A 14,933-nucleotide genomic window follows, 5' to 3' on the forward strand; every position below is an offset into this window, starting at 1 on the left:
GCGCGTTCAGGGCCTCGGACCATCCGAGGTCCACGGTGCCGAGGGTGAACCCGACGATGGTGATGACGACGACCGCGATGACGGCGATCGCCACCGAGACGAGCGGGTACGGCGAGCGCTCGAGGATCCCGTACGCGACGGGCTCCCGTCGGCGGGGACGGAGGAGCGGCGCATCGTCGGTCATCCGGTCATCGTCGCAGCCCAAGCTCGACAGGCAGGGGCGAGCGGGCCTCACGATGATCCGAAAGCGTTCAGCGCAGCGGGCGCGAGTAGGACGGAAGCATGTCAACCGTTGCCGAGAACATCGTCGCCACCCTCCGGGCCAACGACATCCACCGCGTCTACGGTCTGCCCGGGGACTCCCTGAACGGCTTCACCGACGCCCTGCGCAAGGACGGCACGATCCGGTGGGAGCACGTCCGTCACGAGGAGGCGGCCGCGTTCGCCGCCTCTGCCGAGGCCGCCCTGACCGGTGACCTGACCGTCTGCGCCGGCAGCTGCGGACCCGGCAACCTGCACCTGATCAACGGCCTGTACGACGCGAACCGTTCGCGGGTGCCGGTGCTGGCGATCGCCGCGCACATCCCCACGGCGGAGATCGGCTCCGGCTACTTCCAGGAGACCCACCCGCAGGAGCTGTTCCGCGAGTGCTCCGTCTACGTCGAGTACGTCGCCGACCCGGTGCAGATGCCACGCCTGCTCGAGATCGCGATGCGCGAGGCGATCGAGAAGCGCGGCGTCGCGGTGCTCGTGATCCCCGGCGACGTGCTGCTCGCCGAGGCGAAGGACGACCGGGTCACCCGCATCGAGCGGACCACGCCGCGCATCGTGCCGAGCGAGTCCGAGCTGCAGCGCACCGCCGACCTGCTGAACGGTGCCGACCGGATCACGATCCTGGCCGGAGCCGGCGTCGCGGACGCCCACGACGAGGTCGTCGCCCTGGCCGAGCGACTGCGGGCCCCGATCGTGCACGCGCTGCGCGGCAAGGAGTACATCGAGTACGACAACCCGTACGACGTCGGCATGACCGGGCTGCTCGGCTTCTCGTCCGGGTACCGCGCGATGGAGGACGCCGACGTCGTGCTCATGCTCGGCACGGACTTCCCGTACCAGCAGTTCTTCCCCGCCGAGGCGAAGCACGTGCAGGTCGACATCCGTGGCTCGCAGCTCGGCCGGCGGCACCCCGTCGACATCGGGCTGGTCGGCACCGTCAAGGACACCGCCATCGCGCTCCTCCCGCTGCTGACCGGCTCGCACCCGACGAAGCACCTGGAGGACTCGCGGGGGCACTACCGGAAGACCCGCGAGAAGCTCGACGACCTGGCCGTGCCCGCAGGCCGGAAGAAGCCGCTGCACCCGCAGTACGTCACCCGGGTGCTGGACCGGCTCGCCGCCGAGGACGCCGTCTTCATCCCCGACGTCGGCTCCCCCGTCGTCTGGGCCTCGCGCTACCTCACCATGAACGGCAAGCGCCGACTGATCGGCTCGTTCGTGCACGGCACGATGGCGAACGCCGTCCCGCAGGCGATCGGTGCGCAGACGGCGTTCCCGGACCGGCAGGTGATCGCTCTTGCCGGTGACGGCGGGCTGACGATGCTCCTCGGTGAGCTCATCACGATCGTGCAGAACAAGCTCCCGGTGAAGATCGTCGTGTTCGACAACTCGTCGCTCAACTTCGTCGAGCTCGAGATGAAGGCCGCCGGCTTCGTGAGCTACGGCACCGAGCTGCAGAACCCGGACTTCGCCGCCGTCGCTGAGGCGATCGGCATCAAGGGGTTCCACGTCGACGTGTCCGACGACTTCGAGGACGCCATGGCCGCCGCGCTCGCGCACGACGGTCCCGCGCTCGTGTCGGTCCGCGCGAACCGCCAGGAACTCTCGATGCCCCCGGCGGTCACGCTCGAGCAGGCGAAGGGCTTCACGCTCTACGCCATCCGCACGGTGCTGTCGGGTCGCGGCGACGAGCTGCTGGACCTCGCGTCCACCAACGCGCGGCAGCTGCTGTAGAGCGACCGGACGACGGCCTGGAGGCGCGGTGCCAGCTGGCACCGCGCCTCCAGTCCGTCCTTTCGTCACCACCCGAGCGTCTGGCCGTCCTCCAGGAACACGCCGGTGGGGCCGTCCGGGCCCGCGCTCGCGGCGGCCGCGATCGTCGCGGCGCTGACTTCGACGGGGCGACCGTGCGGGTTCGGCATGCCACCGAACTCGGTGGCCGTGTAGCCGGGCTCGATCGCGACGAAGTGCACCTCGGGCACGACGCGCGCGTACTGCACCGTCAGCATCGAGACGGCGGCCTTGGACGCGCCGTAGACCACGGCCGGCACGGTGAACGCGGGCTTCGACGGGTCGTGGGTGGCGGTGAAGGAGCCGAGCGCACTCGACAGGTTCACCACGATCGGGTTCGCGGAGCGACGCAGGAGCGGCAGCGCGGCCTCGGTCGCGCGGATCGTGCCGACGGCGTTCGTGTCGAAGACGGCGAGTGCCTCGGGGCCGCTCTGTCCCCAGACGGCGATGCCGGCGTTGTTGACCAGCACGTCGAGGCCGCCGTTCGCGTCGACGTGGGCGAACGCCGCGGCGACCGAGTCGTCGTCGCGGACGTCGAGCTGGACGGAGCGGGCGCCGATCTCGGTGGCGACGGCGGCGCCCTGGTCGACGTCGCGGGCGCCGATCCAGACGGTGTGGCCCGCCTCGACGAGCTGGCGGGCGGTTTCCTTGCCGAGGCCGCGGGTGGCCCCGGTGATGAGTGTCGTTGTCATGGGACCAGCGTCGCGCTCGGTGCTGCCCGCAGGGAGTCGCCCGGTTGTCGTAGGACCGGCAGGGCCAGGACGCGCTCGCTCGTCGCGCGCAGACTGGGGACATGGCGGACACGGACTTCGGGCACACCCTGCGGCGGCTGCGCGACCACGTCTCCCCCGAGGCTGCGGGCGTGGTCGTCGGGCCGCGTCGGCGGGCGGCCGGGCTCCGGCGCGAGGAACTGGCGCAGCTCGCGGGGATCTCGGCCGACTACCTGACCCGGCTCGAGCAGGGGCGGGCGACCTCGCCGTCCGCCCAGGTCGTCGAGGCGCTCGCGCGCGCGCTGCGGGTTGCCGATGCCGACCGCGAGCTGCTCTACCGGCTCGCCGGGCACGCGGTCCCGGGCGCCGACGTGGTGCCGTCGCGGATCCCGCCGAGCGTGCAGCGACTGCTCGACCGACTGGCGGACACCCCGGTCGCGGTGCTCGACGCCGCCGGGAACCTGCTCGTCGCCAACGCCCCGTACGACGCACTGATGGGGCCGATCGGGGCACTGCGCGGGAACGACCGGAACACGACGTGGCGGCACCTGGTCGGCTCCGGCAGCCGAGCCGTGCACACGCCCGAGGAGCAGGCGGCGTTCGAGGCGAACCTGGTGGCAGGGCTCCGGATGACCGCGGCCCGCTACCCGCTCGACCGCCAGCTGCAGCAGCTCGTACGTGACCTGCGGGCGGCGAGCCCGCGGTTCGTGGAGCTGTGGGACTCGGGCGCGACCGCGCTCGGCGAGACCGCCCGCCGGAAGGTGATCGACCACCCGGGTGTCGGACTGATCACGCTCGACTGCGACACCCTGGTCGTCGGGCCGGAGGACCTGCGGATCCTGGCGTACACGGCCGAGCCCGGATCGGTGGACGCGGAGCGCCTGGCGCTGGCGATCGTGGTCGGGACGCAGTCGTTGGTGGAGTGAGGCGAAGTCACCGTGGTTGTGCGGTGCGGGTCCGCAGCGACCCCGCCGGCTTCAGTCGGCGACGGCCGCGACGGCTTCGATCTCGACCAGCTGGTCGTCGTACCCGAGCACAGTGACCCCGAGCAGGGTGCTCGGCACGTCGTGCGTGCCGAAGGCATCGCGGACCACCTGCCAGGCGGTGACGAGATCGGCCTGCCGCGAGGACGCCACGAGCACCCGGGTGCTCACGACGTCCTCGATGGAGGCACCTGCCGCACGCAGCGCCTCCTGCATGGTCTCGATGCACCTGGCGGCCTGGCCCGCGTGGTCCCCGACCGCGACGGTCGACCCGTCCGGGGCGAGCGGGCAGGCCCCGGCGAGGAACACGAGCCGCGTCCCAGCCGGCAGGGTGGACGCGTACGCGTACTGCGCCACGTCGCTCAGGACGTCGGACCGGATGAGACGGACAGCGCTGGCCATGCCCGTCATCCTGCCAGCAGGTTCGAGCGGCTTGCCGTCAAGCCCCCGTCGGCTCGCCCGACACGGATGCCCTGGCGCTCCTCGGGCTGCTCGCGGCCGAGCAGGTCCGGTCCCAGGCACCCGACCCGTCCACGACGCCGGACCCGGCCGCAGCGATCAGTCCACGTCCTCGACGTCGAACACGACGACCCGGGCACTCGCCGCACCGATGAACTCGGCCACCGGCCGGTGCTCCGGGTGCGGCAGGTACCCGGCGAGCGCGGCACGATCGCGGAACCGGACGACGAGCATCCAGTGGAACCCGCCCTCCAGCCCCTCGGTGCTCACGCTCGTGCCGGACTGCACCGCCTCGACCCCCTCGATCCGTGGCAGGTGCTCGCGCGACAGGGCCGACGCCTCGGACGACCGGTCCTCCCCGGCCCACTCGACCAGCACGGTGTGCGTCACTCCGGACACGTGGTCCCCTTCCTCGAACGCAAGAACGCCAGAACGCCAGATCAGAACGCCGGCGTCCCGCCCGCGATCGTGATCGTCGAACCGGACTGGTAGCTCGACTCCGGGCTGACCAGGTGCACGTAGGCGGCGCCGAGCTCGGCGGGCTGCCCGGGGCGGCCGAACGGCGAGCTCTCGCCGAAGTGCGACACCGTCTCGGCGTCGTCGGAGCCCGGCTGCAGCGGCGTCCACACCGGCCCCGGGGCGACGGAGTTCACACGGATGCCCTTCGGCGCGAGCTGCTGCGCGACGGCCTCGGTGAAGAGCTTGATCGCGCCCTTCGACACGGCGTAGTCGATCTTGTCCGGCGATGGCGTCGACGCCTGGATCGAACCGGTCGTCACGATGGTCGACCCGGGCTCGAGATGCGGCACCGCGGCCTTGGTCAGCCAGAACAGCGAGTAGATGTTGGTCTTGAAGGTGGAGTCGAACATCGACGTGTCGAGCGTGAGGATGTCCTCGTTGCTCTCCATGCGCCCCGCGACCATGACCAGGGTGTCGAGGCCGCCGAACTCGTCGACGCCCTTCTGCACCAGGTCGGTGCAGTACTGCTCGTCGGAGATGTCCCCGGGGAACAGCACGGCGCGACGGCCCTCGGACTCGAGCAGGTCGCGGACCTGTTCCGCGTCCTCCTGCTCGTCTGGCAGGTACGAGAGCACCAGGTCGGCGCCTTCGCGTGACAGCGCGATGGCGGCGGCACGGCCGATGCCGGAGTCGGCACCGGTGACGATGCCGCGGTACCCCTTCAGCCGTCCGAGCCCGACGTAGCTCTCCTCGCCGTGGTCGGGCTTCGGGTCCATCTTCCACGCGGCACCCGGCAGTGACTGCTCCTGCTTCGGGTACGGCGGTGCCGGGTAGAGGGTGTTCGGATCGCGCTTCTCGTACTGGCTCATGGCCCCACTGTCGTCGCAGCGCCCGCACGGTCGCTCAGCTGGTGGGTCACGGACACCTGGTGGGTTGACGGACACCGAGCAGGCGACCCGGGTTCTGGAGACGGGCGGTGACGGACTGGAGGCGCGGTGCGGGCCCGCACCGCGCCTCCAGTCCGTCAGGTGGTTCAGACGCCGGCCGTGGTCCGCATCCAGGACGAGGCCTGCGACAGCAGGGCGTAGTTCGAGCCGGCCCTGGTGTTGGCGCCCGGGTCGGCGTTGTCGCCGGTGGAGCAGACGGCGACGACCTTGCCGTTGACGAGCAGCGGTCCGCCCGAGTCACCGTGGTTCGAGGCACCGGTCACGCCGGTGAGGTGCTGGGCACGACCGTTGAAGGCGTCGGTGCTCGCGCCGGTGAGCGAGACGGTGGCCTGGTACAGGCCGTCGGACTGGGTCGCGTTCGCGCGCAGGCCGTAGCCCTGGATGGTGCCGGTGCCGCTCGACTTGGCCGTCGCGGTGAGGTCGAGGGGTGCGTAGGTGGACAGCGAGTAGGCGGTCCGCAGGTGCACGAGCGCGATGTCACCCGCCGGCGAGGCGCTGACGCGGTCGACGGCGACGGCCGTGCCGCGGTTGACGGTGGAGTTGGAGTGGTAGACGTTCATCGCGCCGATGCCGTCGATGCAGTGCCGGGCGGTGAGGATCCACGAGGCGTTGAGCTGCTCGCCGGTGCAGTTGCTGACGTAACCGGAGGGGATGCTGCCACCGGAGGCTTCGAGCTGCACCGCCCACGAGGTGGTGGGGGCCTTCTCGCCGCCGACGACCTTCGTGCTGACGGGCAGCGCGGAAGCGGGCGACGCGGCGAAGACGCCGGCGGTGACGACGGCGACCGCGGCGAACGCGGCTGCGATGGACTTCTTCATGACGACTCCTCTGTCGGTGAAGCACCTGCCAGTTGCGTTGTGCAACCGATGCGTCATCCTGACCCCTGTTCAGGGGTCGCACCAGTCCGCACTTCGACGGACGCGGCTTGCGGAAGGGTCGTCACGGGCATCGGGCGGTCGTCCGGTACGCGAACTGGCTGAGTCGTGCGCCATCGGTCTGGTCGTAGCGTCGAAGCATGACGACCAGTGACGCGATCGACCTGCCGGATCGGTTGGTGCCGACCCTGGACCCGGACCTCGAGGTGCTCGACGCCATGGACCGTGTCATCGCGGCGTGCGTCGAGGGGACCTCGGCGACGGAAGCGGGGATCGTGCTCGCCGACCGGTCCGGTGTGCTGCAGGTCATCGCTTCGACGAGCGAACGCAGCAGCGAGGCCGAAGAAGCGCAGCTCGGTACGAACGAGGGCTCGTGCCTCGACTGCTACCGGACCGGCACGACCATCGACGTGCCCGACGTGTCCACGCACGAGACGGAGTGGCCGGCGTTCTCGGCGACGATGCGCGAACGCGGGCTCCAGGGCACGTTCGCCGAACCGATCCTCCTGCGGGACCGGACCATGGGCTCGCTGTGCATCTTCGCCGACCACACCCGCGGGCACAGTGACCAGGACGTCGTGCTGATGCAGCTGCTCGCCGACGCGGCTTCGGCTGTCCTCGTGCGACAGCGCGACCGCGGGGCGTCGGTCACGATCGAGGACCAGATCGAGGACGCGCTCGAGGCCCGGGTGCTCCTGGAGCAGGCAAAGGGTGCTCTGGCCTACCGCCGGGGCATCCGGATGGACGAGGCGTTCCAGGTCCTGCGGCGTGCTGCTGCCGGTGCGGGCCGCGGGATCCGGGCCCTGGCAGACGACGTCGTGCACCGCGGCGCCGACCTCGGCAGCACCGGCTGAACGGTGCTGCCGAGGGTGCGCACTACTTCGTCGTCGTGAAGGTGCCCCGCGCCCGCTGGTCCGATCCGTACCCGCGGGCATGCACCACGTGCGCGCCCGGTGCCAGTGCCGCCACCGTCCCCGTGATCTTCAAGCGGACCTTGCCGTCGGCGTTGGCCGTCGTGCGGGTGGCCCGACCGCCGTCGACGCTGACGGTGACGGACTCGCCGGCACGGAACCCCGTCGCCGAGATCGCGACCTTGGCACCCTTCCGACTGCTCGTCGGCGTCACGGCGATCGCCGTGCTGGTCGCCTGCGCCTCGGCACACGCGTCACCGGGGGTCCCGACCGCCGGAGCGGACGCGGTCGACCGTCCGTCCACGCTGCGCACGCCGTCGTCCTCGCGGATGCGCATCGTGCCGATCGAATCACCGATCACCGACCCGCCTCGGGTGTTGCTGAGCGTCATCGCGTAGTCCGACGTCCGCGAGAACGACGGGGTGCGGTCACCGTTCACCGAGACGGCCACCGCGCGGCAGACCTCGCCGGGCTGGAACGCGACGGGCTGCACCGCCGGACGGATGCGCCCGTCGTACGCCTGGTCGAGGTCGAAGTACACCGTCGTGGCCTGCTCGGCCGGTCGGGAGAGCACGACCGCTGCTCGGACCACCGTGCGGGTGCGGCCCTCGTCGACGAACCGGTCCGCGATGCGTGCGGCCGGACGCTTCGTGACCACCGGGGTACCGAGGGTGGCAGCGGGCACGAGCGACAGGTCGCTCAGCAGGACCCCGCCGCTCTTCTGCGGGACGTCGATGGTCACCTCGCGCACCGACGTCAGGTCGACGCCGGTGTACGTGTCGAGGGGGATGCGCGCCTGCTGCAGGATCGTCTTGCGCGGGGCCATCCGGGTACCGGGCAGCAGCTGTCCGGCACGGCTGGTGTCGGACAGACGTCGGGTCGCCACGGCACCGGTCGCGTCGCGGAGGGTGATCGAGACGTTCGCGTTCGTCGTCGCGGTGTCGTCCGGGGTGAGGCGGAGCGACAGCGCCTGGAACCCGGTGAAGTCACCGGCCGCCGGAGCCACCGGGACGTGCACCTGGCCGCCGGTCGCCGCCTTGGTGGGCGAGACATGCAGGGCGGGAGTGGCCGGCACCGACGACGCCAGGTAGGCCGGGGTGTAGTCCGGGGCGTTGGACGAGATCGAGACGCACGCCGGCAGGACCTGCTTCGCGGGAAGGGAGCCGGAGCTCGCGCAGGTCTTCGCCGTCAGGGCACCGGTCGTGGTGATCGCCGGGTTCGCGGTGTCGAACAGGGCGAGGTCCCTCCGGCTCGCGCCGGGCTGGGAGGCGCTCACCCGGATGTCGGCCGCGCCCAGGGCGGCGGGCTGGCGGTTGGTGCCGTCGAACATCGGCAGGAACTGCTGCTCACCGTCGAGCGTCAGGCGGAAGAAGCCACTGATCAGGCTCGTGCCGACGGCGTACTGCTGGTCGGACGACAGCCTCGTGGTGCGCTTCGCCTTCGCCCCGCAGACCGCGTCGGACTCGTCGTACCAGTCGTCCGACGACGCCTTCGCGTACTTGCCCGGCGTCCACGTCGTGTTGAAGAAGTTGTGGTTCGCACCCATTACCAGGACCGAGGACCGCAGCACGTCGTCCCCGAAGGCGGTGCGGGAGTCGTCGTAGAAGTGCTGACCCTGCAGGTCGGACACGTCGCCGTCGCAGTACGGCAGGACGACCGCCGTGTCGGTGTCCGGCAGGGTCATGCGCCCGAAGTCGGTCGGCGCCAGGGGCAGGACGGCACGGATGCCGAAGGGGTTCGTGCGCTGCGTGTTGAGCAGGGCCGCGCGGACCACGCCGTCACCACCGCGCGAGTGGCCCATGAGGCCGACGTCCTGCAGGTCGAGCTTGCCGGTGAGCAGCGGCGAGAGCCGGGGCTCCTGTCCGGCGTCCGCCCGCTGCAGCAGGCTGAGGTGGTCGAGGACGAGCTGCCCGCGGGCCACCGCTCCGCCGTCGTCCGAGTAGCTGCCGTCGAGGGCGTTGATCGCGTTCGCGGAGATCGACACGACGACGTTGCCGTGGCTCGCCAGCGCGGTCGCCGCTGCGTTGTAGCCGAGGTAGCTCGGGATGTCGGTCTGTCCCTTCCCGCACGGCCACGCCTTCGGGTTGTACGTGCCGCCGTAGCAGGCCTCGTGGCGGCCGTGCAGGAACACCACGACCGGACGCTTGCCCGGGGCGTCCTTCGGCACGAAGACCGCGGCACGCACCTCACCCTTGCGACCGAAGCCCTTGATCGTCTCGGCTTCGTTGCCCAGGTCGTAGTCGGCCCGGGTGACCGCGTACTGGCCCGCGGCCGCCGGGTCGTCGGTCAGGGGTGCCGGGGCCTCGCTCGGCGCGACCGTCTGCGGCGCGGTGGCGGCCTGCCGGTTGCCCTGCAGGTCGGCCTCGCCCGTCCAGCCGAGCTCGACGCTGCGGGCATCGGCGACCGCGGGGTCGGTCGTGGTGACCGTCAGCTGCCGCTGGTCGAGGCTCGTCTGCGCGACGCCGATGTCGGCACCGTCCACGAGCAGGACGGGGGCCGCCGCACGGAGCGGCAGGGGATCGGCGAGGGTCAGGACGACGGTGTACCCGCCGTCGGTCGGCGTGACCGTCCAGTCGTCACCCTGCGCGACGGGCGTGCCCGTGGTCGTGATCGTGGTCGTCCCCGTCGCGGCGGTGGACCCGTCACCCGGAGCGGCCGTGGCCGGCAACGCCGCGATCGTGCCGGAGACGGCGAGCGCCCCGGCGATGAGTGTCGAACACGCGATCTGCAGCGCGATGGTGGAACGGCGCCTCGGCGAACGGTTCACGTCGGATCTCCCCTGGTGCGACGGGCATGCGCCTCCGCACGCTCCGTCGCCAACAGTAGGGAGCGCGCTGCTCGCCGCGGATCGTCCTGGAGGATGAGGTGGCGGCTCAGTCCCTGAGGGTCCGCACGGGTGCGACGGCCGGGTGCCGGGCGAGTAGTACCCCCGGCCCGGCACCGTGTGCCGGATGCCGCCGGCCGTGCCGGCCCGGGCGAGACCGAGTTCACGTCCGGCGGTGCGACGACCAGGTCGTCCTCGACGAGCCAGGAGGGCGACCCGGGTCGCGCGGCGCACCCCCGGCCCACACGGCGAAGGGCCCCGCGATCGAGATCGCGGGGCCCTTGCTGGTGCCGGGTGCTACTTGATGACGACCGCGATGGTCGGGCTGGTGCTCGTGGTCAGCTCCGAGGTCCCGGCGAAGACGGCGTGCAGGTTGTGCGTGCCCTTCTTCAGCGGGAGCTTGGTGGTGACCACGCCGTTCTTCACCGTGACGGTGGCGAGGCGCTTCGAGCCCTGGTAGATCCGGGCGGTACCGTCGACGCTGATGCCGGTGGCCTTCACCTGGACGGTCGCCTTGCCGCCGCTGTACTTGATGGCGGTGCGGGACGGGGCCTTCTCGACGGTGACCGTCATGGCCTTCGCCGTCTTCGAGTTCGTTCCCGAGTAGACCGGGTCCGCGTTGACGAACGAAGCCGTGACCGCGTGCTTGCCGATGGCGAGCGTGCTCGGCAGGGTCATGCTGGCCGCGCCGCCCTTGACCGGGGCGGTGCCGAGGACCTTGGTGCCGTCCTTGAACGTCACGGTGCCCTGCTGGGTGCCGATGCCACCGGCGATGGTCGCGGTGACCGTGGCCGGCTTGGCGGTGCGGTAGGTCTGCTCGGCGGCCGACGCGGTGAGCGTGGTGGTCGTCGTGGGCAGCGTGGCGTGCAGGTCGAACTTGTCGACCGTCGAGCCGATCGCAGCCGGGTCGGCGGTGGCCGTCGGCTGGAGGGTCACGCCGCAGCTGTCCACCTTGCCGTGCTGCACCGCCGAGTTGAGCGTGGTGCAGTCGCTGGCGCGGATGTTCTCGACGGCGAGCTTGTCGTCGGTGACCGACACCTTCACGAAGGTGCGGACGTGCTCCTGGTTCTCGACCGAGTTGGCGAAGTGACGCTGACCGGTGGGGTCGAGCGGGTCCGCGCCGTAGCCCTGGGTTGCGTCCGGGGTGGTGAGGTCGTAGTACTTCGAGCCGGAGGCCGAGTTCGCCGTCATGTAGATGACGCCGCCGGGGCCGGAGAAGACCTCGGGAGCAGCGGGCTGCTCGTTGCCGTTGGCCTTCTTGCCGTTCTTGATCGCGTAGCTGCGCGAGTAGGAGTGGTCGTGACCCTGCAGGACGAGGTCGACACCCATGTCCGAGAACGAACGCGTGAAGTCGAACCGGCGCTGCTGGTTGTCACGGTCGTTCGCGTGGTCGGCCGGCGAGTAGATCGAGTGGTGGTAGACCAGCGTGGTCCACTTCGCGTCGTCGCCGTGACGGGTGATGACGTCGCGCACGTAGTTCACGTGGGCAGCGTCCGATCCGGCCGCGTAGGCGTTCGAGTTGATGTCGATGAACAGGACGCCCTTGTACATGTACCAGTAGTCGCCACCCGAGTTCGCGGTGGTGTTGCCACCCGGGTAGAAGTCCGGCACCTTGAGGGAGTTCGGCACCTGGTTGTGCTGCTCGTAGGCCTTGCCGCCCACGTCGTGGTTGCCGATGGTCGAGGCCCACGGGTAGCGCTTCAGCACGTCGCTGCTGTCGGCGAACGCGCCCCACTCGTACTCGTTGTTGGCGTGCTCGACCTGGTCGCCACCGGAGACCAAGAGCTCGGCGTCCGGCTCGGTCGACGTGGCGTACTTGAGCGTGTCCGCCCAGCCCGCGCCGTCGTCGTCGGTGAAGCCCGACGAACCGATCTGCGGGTCACCGAAGAACAGGAAGTCGAAGTCGCCGGAGAAGCTCTTCGTCGTGAACGTGTACGACGCGGACCAGGCCGAGCCGTCCGCCGCACCGACGTGGTACGTGTACGAGGTGTTCGGCTCGAGGTCCGAGATCGTCGCGTGGGCGTTGATGTAGCCCGACTCGGCGGCGATGCCCGCGATGCCCTTGGTGTTCGAGTCGGTCGCGCTCGTGTCGGCGGCGGTGTTCGCGGCCTCCGAGGCGTCGATCGTCTTCTTGGCGTCGGTGAAGACACCGCCCGTCATGGACGCGGTCTTCTGGATCTCGAGCGACTGCGCGACGTTCGTGGGGAAGTACCACGAAGCGATGCGCTGGCTCTCGGTCGCGCCGACGCCGAGCAGGATGTGGATCGGGCCCCCGGTGGAGATGTTGGTGGTGGGGGTGTTCGTCGCCGCGGTGGCGGCGTTCGTGCCGACCATCGAGGCGCCGGCGATGAGCGCGGCCCCGAGGACGGCTCCGCAGACGCGGAGGGTGGTGGTTCTGCGCCGGGTAGTGGCGCCGGACAGGAGACTCATGTGGGTCCGTTTCTCAGACGTGGGATGGTGCAGCACGGAAGACTCTGCATGCACTGCAAAACGTCTTGGTGAACGCTGAGTGACGGTTCGTCGCTGTTCAGGAACGAACGCGTGCGCACAGCCGACGGACGGGTCAGCCCGCCGCCAACCGTTCGACGAACCAGATCATGCCCATCACGAACACGCCGGCGGTCACGGCCCCGGTCACCCAGAGCGACACCCGGTGCGCCTTCCGCCGCAACAGCGACAGCGGCGGGAACACGATCACGACGATCGCGAGCTGCACGGCCTCGATGCCGACGTTGAAGATGAGGAGCGAGACGAGCAGCTGCCACGAGAACGCCTCGTGGATGCCCAGGGCCCCGGCGAACCCGAGCCCGTGGATGAGCCCGAAGGCGAAGACGACGGCCAGACGGGTCCACCCGGCGCGGTCGAGCGAGAAGTGTCCGTGCTCGCCGACCACCAGCTCGTCGGCCCGCGATCGACGACGCCAGAGCCGCCACAGGTACCAGCCGGCGACCGCGGCGATCGACAGGGCGATGAGCGGCTCGACGACGATCGCGGGCGGGCTGACCACACCGAGGGCGGCGAGGATGAACGTGATCGAGTGGGCGATCGTGAACGCGGACGCCGTGTAGACGACCTCGCGCAGGCGACGCGACCCGGCGATGAGCGCCACGAGGAACAGGATGTGGTCGATCCCGGTCAGCAGGTGCTCGGCGCCGAGACGGAAGAACTCCCAGAAGCGCTCACCCGCCGACTGCTCGGTCGAGAACGTGCGCTGCGAGGCGTCGAGGGTGGCCGAACCCGTCCGGTCGTCGACGTCGTAGGTGACGATCGTCTTGGTGTCGCGCACGAAGGTCTCGTCGTCGGGGAAGAGCTCCGACGACACCACGTGCCCGGACTGCGTCTCCGACGGTTCCGGGCAGGTGAAGTCCGCGGTCACGTGGGCGTACGGCACCTCGTCCTGCAGGTCGACCGTGACGGTGTCGTCGAGCGTGCCCGTGCAGGCCTGCCCGCCGGCTCCGGTCACCGTGAACCGGTCGAAGACGTACTTCCCGATCGCGTCGGTGTGCGCCTCGGCAGCCGTCACCATCCCCGGGAAGTCCCCGTCGTCCCAGGCCTGCTGCCCCTGCTCGTGCAGCGCGTCGTCGTGCTCGCTCGTGGCCGCCGAGACGAGCATCAGGTCGTACTCGAGCCCGAGCTTCGCCTGCACGACCGTCGGCTTCGTGGACGTGACGTCGGCGTGGACCACCGAGCTGAAGCCGTGCGCCGACGCCGGTGCCGCGCCCGCGAGCACGCCGATCACGACCACCCCGAGCAGCACGAGCGCGGCGACGGCCCGTGCGACGAGCGCGAACAGGTGTAAGGAGCGGGCAGGGCGGGCGCGCAGGAGCGCGGCGGTGGTTCCGGAGGGCACGCGCAGACGATCCGGCTCCCAGACGACCGGCAGGTGAACAGCCGGTGACCAGCAACGGGACGGGTGTTGGACAGGTCCCCCGACCGGCCCGGGGCGGCCGTCGGGCGTGCTTGCATGGTGCCGTGATCCGCCCCGCCACCCGGACGACCGTCCTCTTCACCGCCGTCGCCCTCGCCACGGCCGGCACCGCCCTGCTGGCCGGCTGCTCCGGGGCGTCGGACGGCGCCACCGGCGGCACCGGCACCGGCCCGACGGCGACCGCGTCGGCGCACGCCTCGGCCGGGGTCCTGGGCACCGGGTTCTCCGACCCCGACCAGCCGCCGGCACCCGAGGCCACGATCCACCCCGAGCCCGGTTCGTGGTCCGGGGTGCACGCCCCCGTCGGCTACGACGTCGTGCTGCTCTCCGACGCGGGTGACGCCGCCGACGCTCCGACCCGGACCCTGCTCGACGCCGTCGAGTCGTGGGCCGCGGACGAGGACGTCACCGTCACCCCCGTGTCGGCGAAGGGCCCCGACGACCGGATCGCCGCGGTCCTGCGAGCCGTCGACGCCGAGCCCGACCTGGTCATCACCGTCGGCAACCACATGGTCGATCCGCTCGCGGCCGTCTCACCGACCGCGCTCCACCAGCAGTTCCTGGTCGTCGGCGCCGAGATCGCGGAGCCGACGTCGAACGTCACGGCGGCGGACTGGACGGGTGGCGGGTTCCGCGGCGAGGGCCTCGGTCCGTCGAGCCACTACGACCCCGAGACCTTCACCGAGGACCGCGCGGCACGTGGCCTGCGCGCCGGACTGGCGGCCGTGCTCCACGACCTGACCGGCATCGTCGTCTGGGTGCCCTGACCGGCG

13 protein-coding genes are annotated in these 14,933 nt (G+C 71.0%); 4 read left to right on the top strand and 9 right to left on the bottom strand.

Annotated features, from left to right (window positions below; all coding sequences use genetic code 11):
- Window positions 1–184: hypothetical protein (locus DEJ17_RS13675; RefSeq protein ID WP_146239724.1), on the bottom strand; the 184-nt coding region annotated here is incomplete at its 3' end.
- 98 nt (window positions 185–282) lie between these two features.
- Between DEJ17_RS13675 and poxB the strand changes: the two genes are divergently transcribed.
- Window positions 283–2,007, top strand: a complete 1,725-nt coding sequence (gene poxB / locus DEJ17_RS13680) for a ubiquinone-dependent pyruvate dehydrogenase (RefSeq protein WP_110894739.1) — start codon at window positions 283–285, stop codon at window positions 2,005–2,007.
- Between the two features lie 65 nt (window positions 2,008–2,072).
- Here the strand turns inward: poxB and DEJ17_RS13685 are convergent, their stop codons facing one another.
- Window positions 2,073–2,756, bottom strand: a complete 684-nt coding sequence (locus DEJ17_RS13685) for an SDR family NAD(P)-dependent oxidoreductase (protein ID WP_110894741.1) — start codon at window positions 2,754–2,756, stop codon at window positions 2,073–2,075.
- A 101-nt stretch (window positions 2,757–2,857) separates the two neighbouring features.
- Between DEJ17_RS13685 and DEJ17_RS13690 the strand changes: the two genes are divergently transcribed.
- Entirely contained in the window at window positions 2,858–3,700 is an 843-nt protein-coding gene (locus DEJ17_RS13690; protein WP_110894743.1) for a helix-turn-helix transcriptional regulator, read from the top strand.
- A 51-nt stretch (window positions 3,701–3,751) separates the two neighbouring features.
- Here the strand turns inward: DEJ17_RS13690 and DEJ17_RS13695 are convergent, their stop codons facing one another.
- The 4 genes from DEJ17_RS13695 to DEJ17_RS13710 all read right to left on the bottom strand — a co-directional run bounded on the left by DEJ17_RS13695 (window position 3,752) and on the right by DEJ17_RS13710 (window position 6,440).
- On the bottom strand, window positions 3,752–4,159 hold the full coding sequence (locus DEJ17_RS13695) for a RidA family protein (RefSeq protein WP_110894745.1): 408 nt from the start codon (window positions 4,157–4,159) through the stop codon (window positions 3,752–3,754).
- Window positions 4,160–4,315: 156 nt separating this feature from the next.
- Entirely contained in the window at window positions 4,316–4,615 is a 300-nt protein-coding gene (locus tag DEJ17_RS17850; RefSeq protein WP_181421204.1) for a Dabb family protein, read from the bottom strand.
- A gap of 41 nt (window positions 4,616–4,656) precedes the next feature.
- Window positions 4,657–5,544: an SDR family oxidoreductase gene (locus DEJ17_RS13705; RefSeq protein WP_110858568.1), complete on the bottom strand. Its 888-nt coding sequence runs from the start codon at window positions 5,542–5,544 to the stop codon at window positions 4,657–4,659.
- Window positions 5,545–5,708: 164 nt separating this feature from the next.
- Window positions 5,709–6,440 carry a trypsin-like serine protease gene (locus DEJ17_RS13710; protein ID WP_110894749.1) on the bottom strand — a complete coding sequence of 244 codons (732 nt, stop codon included), beginning with the start codon at window positions 6,438–6,440 and terminating at the stop codon, window positions 5,709–5,711.
- A gap of 197 nt (window positions 6,441–6,637) precedes the next feature.
- Here DEJ17_RS13710 and DEJ17_RS13715 point away from each other — a divergent pair, with 197 nt between their 5' ends.
- Entirely contained in the window at window positions 6,638–7,351 is a 714-nt protein-coding gene (locus DEJ17_RS13715) for a GAF and ANTAR domain-containing protein (RefSeq protein WP_110894751.1), read from the top strand.
- Window positions 7,352–7,373: 22 nt separating this feature from the next.
- Here the strand turns inward: DEJ17_RS13715 and DEJ17_RS13720 are convergent, their stop codons facing one another.
- The 3 genes from DEJ17_RS13720 to DEJ17_RS13730 all read right to left on the bottom strand — a co-directional run bounded on the left by DEJ17_RS13720 (window position 7,374) and on the right by DEJ17_RS13730 (window position 14,082).
- Window positions 7,374–10,175, bottom strand: a complete 2,802-nt coding sequence (locus DEJ17_RS13720) for a hypothetical protein (RefSeq protein WP_110894753.1) — start codon at window positions 10,173–10,175, stop codon at window positions 7,374–7,376.
- Between the two features lie 354 nt (window positions 10,176–10,529).
- Window positions 10,530–12,662 (bottom strand): Ig-like domain repeat protein, encoded by a 2,133-nt coding sequence (locus DEJ17_RS13725; protein ID WP_110894755.1) that lies wholly within the window; start codon window positions 12,660–12,662, stop codon window positions 10,530–10,532.
- A gap of 133 nt (window positions 12,663–12,795) precedes the next feature.
- On the bottom strand, window positions 12,796–14,082 hold the full coding sequence (locus DEJ17_RS13730) for a HupE/UreJ family protein (protein ID WP_181421206.1): 1,287 nt from the start codon (window positions 14,080–14,082) through the stop codon (window positions 12,796–12,798).
- A 122-nt stretch (window positions 14,083–14,204) separates the two neighbouring features.
- Here DEJ17_RS13730 and DEJ17_RS13735 point away from each other — a divergent pair, with 122 nt between their 5' ends.
- The gene (locus DEJ17_RS13735; RefSeq protein WP_110894757.1) at window positions 14,205–14,927 is read left to right on the top strand and encodes a hypothetical protein; all 723 of its coding nucleotides are present in this window, start codon (window positions 14,205–14,207) and stop codon (window positions 14,925–14,927) included.
- Window positions 14,928–14,933 lie beyond the last annotated feature (6 nt).

Source organism: Curtobacterium sp. MCSS17_011 (genome assembly GCF_003224275.1).
In the GTDB taxonomy this organism is placed as follows: Bacteria; Actinomycetota; Actinomycetes; order Actinomycetales; family Microbacteriaceae; genus Curtobacterium.

Coding starts and splice junctions, on each gene's coding strand:
- poxB (WP_110894739.1), top strand. CDS start 283: ATGTCAACCGTTGCCGAGAACATCGTCGCCACCCTCCGGGCCAACGAC.
- DEJ17_RS13685 (WP_110894741.1), bottom strand. CDS start 2,756: ATGACAACGACACTCATCACCGGGGCCACCCGCGGCCTCGGCAAGGAA.
- DEJ17_RS13690 (WP_110894743.1), top strand. CDS start 2,858: ATGGCGGACACGGACTTCGGGCACACCCTGCGGCGGCTGCGCGACCAC.
- DEJ17_RS13695 (WP_110894745.1), bottom strand. CDS start 4,159: ATGGCCAGCGCTGTCCGTCTCATCCGGTCCGACGTCCTGAGCGACGTG.
- DEJ17_RS13705 (WP_110858568.1), bottom strand. CDS start 5,544: ATGAGCCAGTACGAGAAGCGCGATCCGAACACCCTCTACCCGGCACCG.
- DEJ17_RS13710 (WP_110894749.1), bottom strand. CDS start 6,440: ATGAAGAAGTCCATCGCAGCCGCGTTCGCCGCGGTCGCCGTCGTCACC.
- DEJ17_RS13715 (WP_110894751.1), top strand. CDS start 6,638: ATGACGACCAGTGACGCGATCGACCTGCCGGATCGGTTGGTGCCGACC.
- DEJ17_RS13725 (WP_110894755.1), bottom strand. CDS start 12,662: ATGAGTCTCCTGTCCGGCGCCACTACCCGGCGCAGAACCACCACCCTC.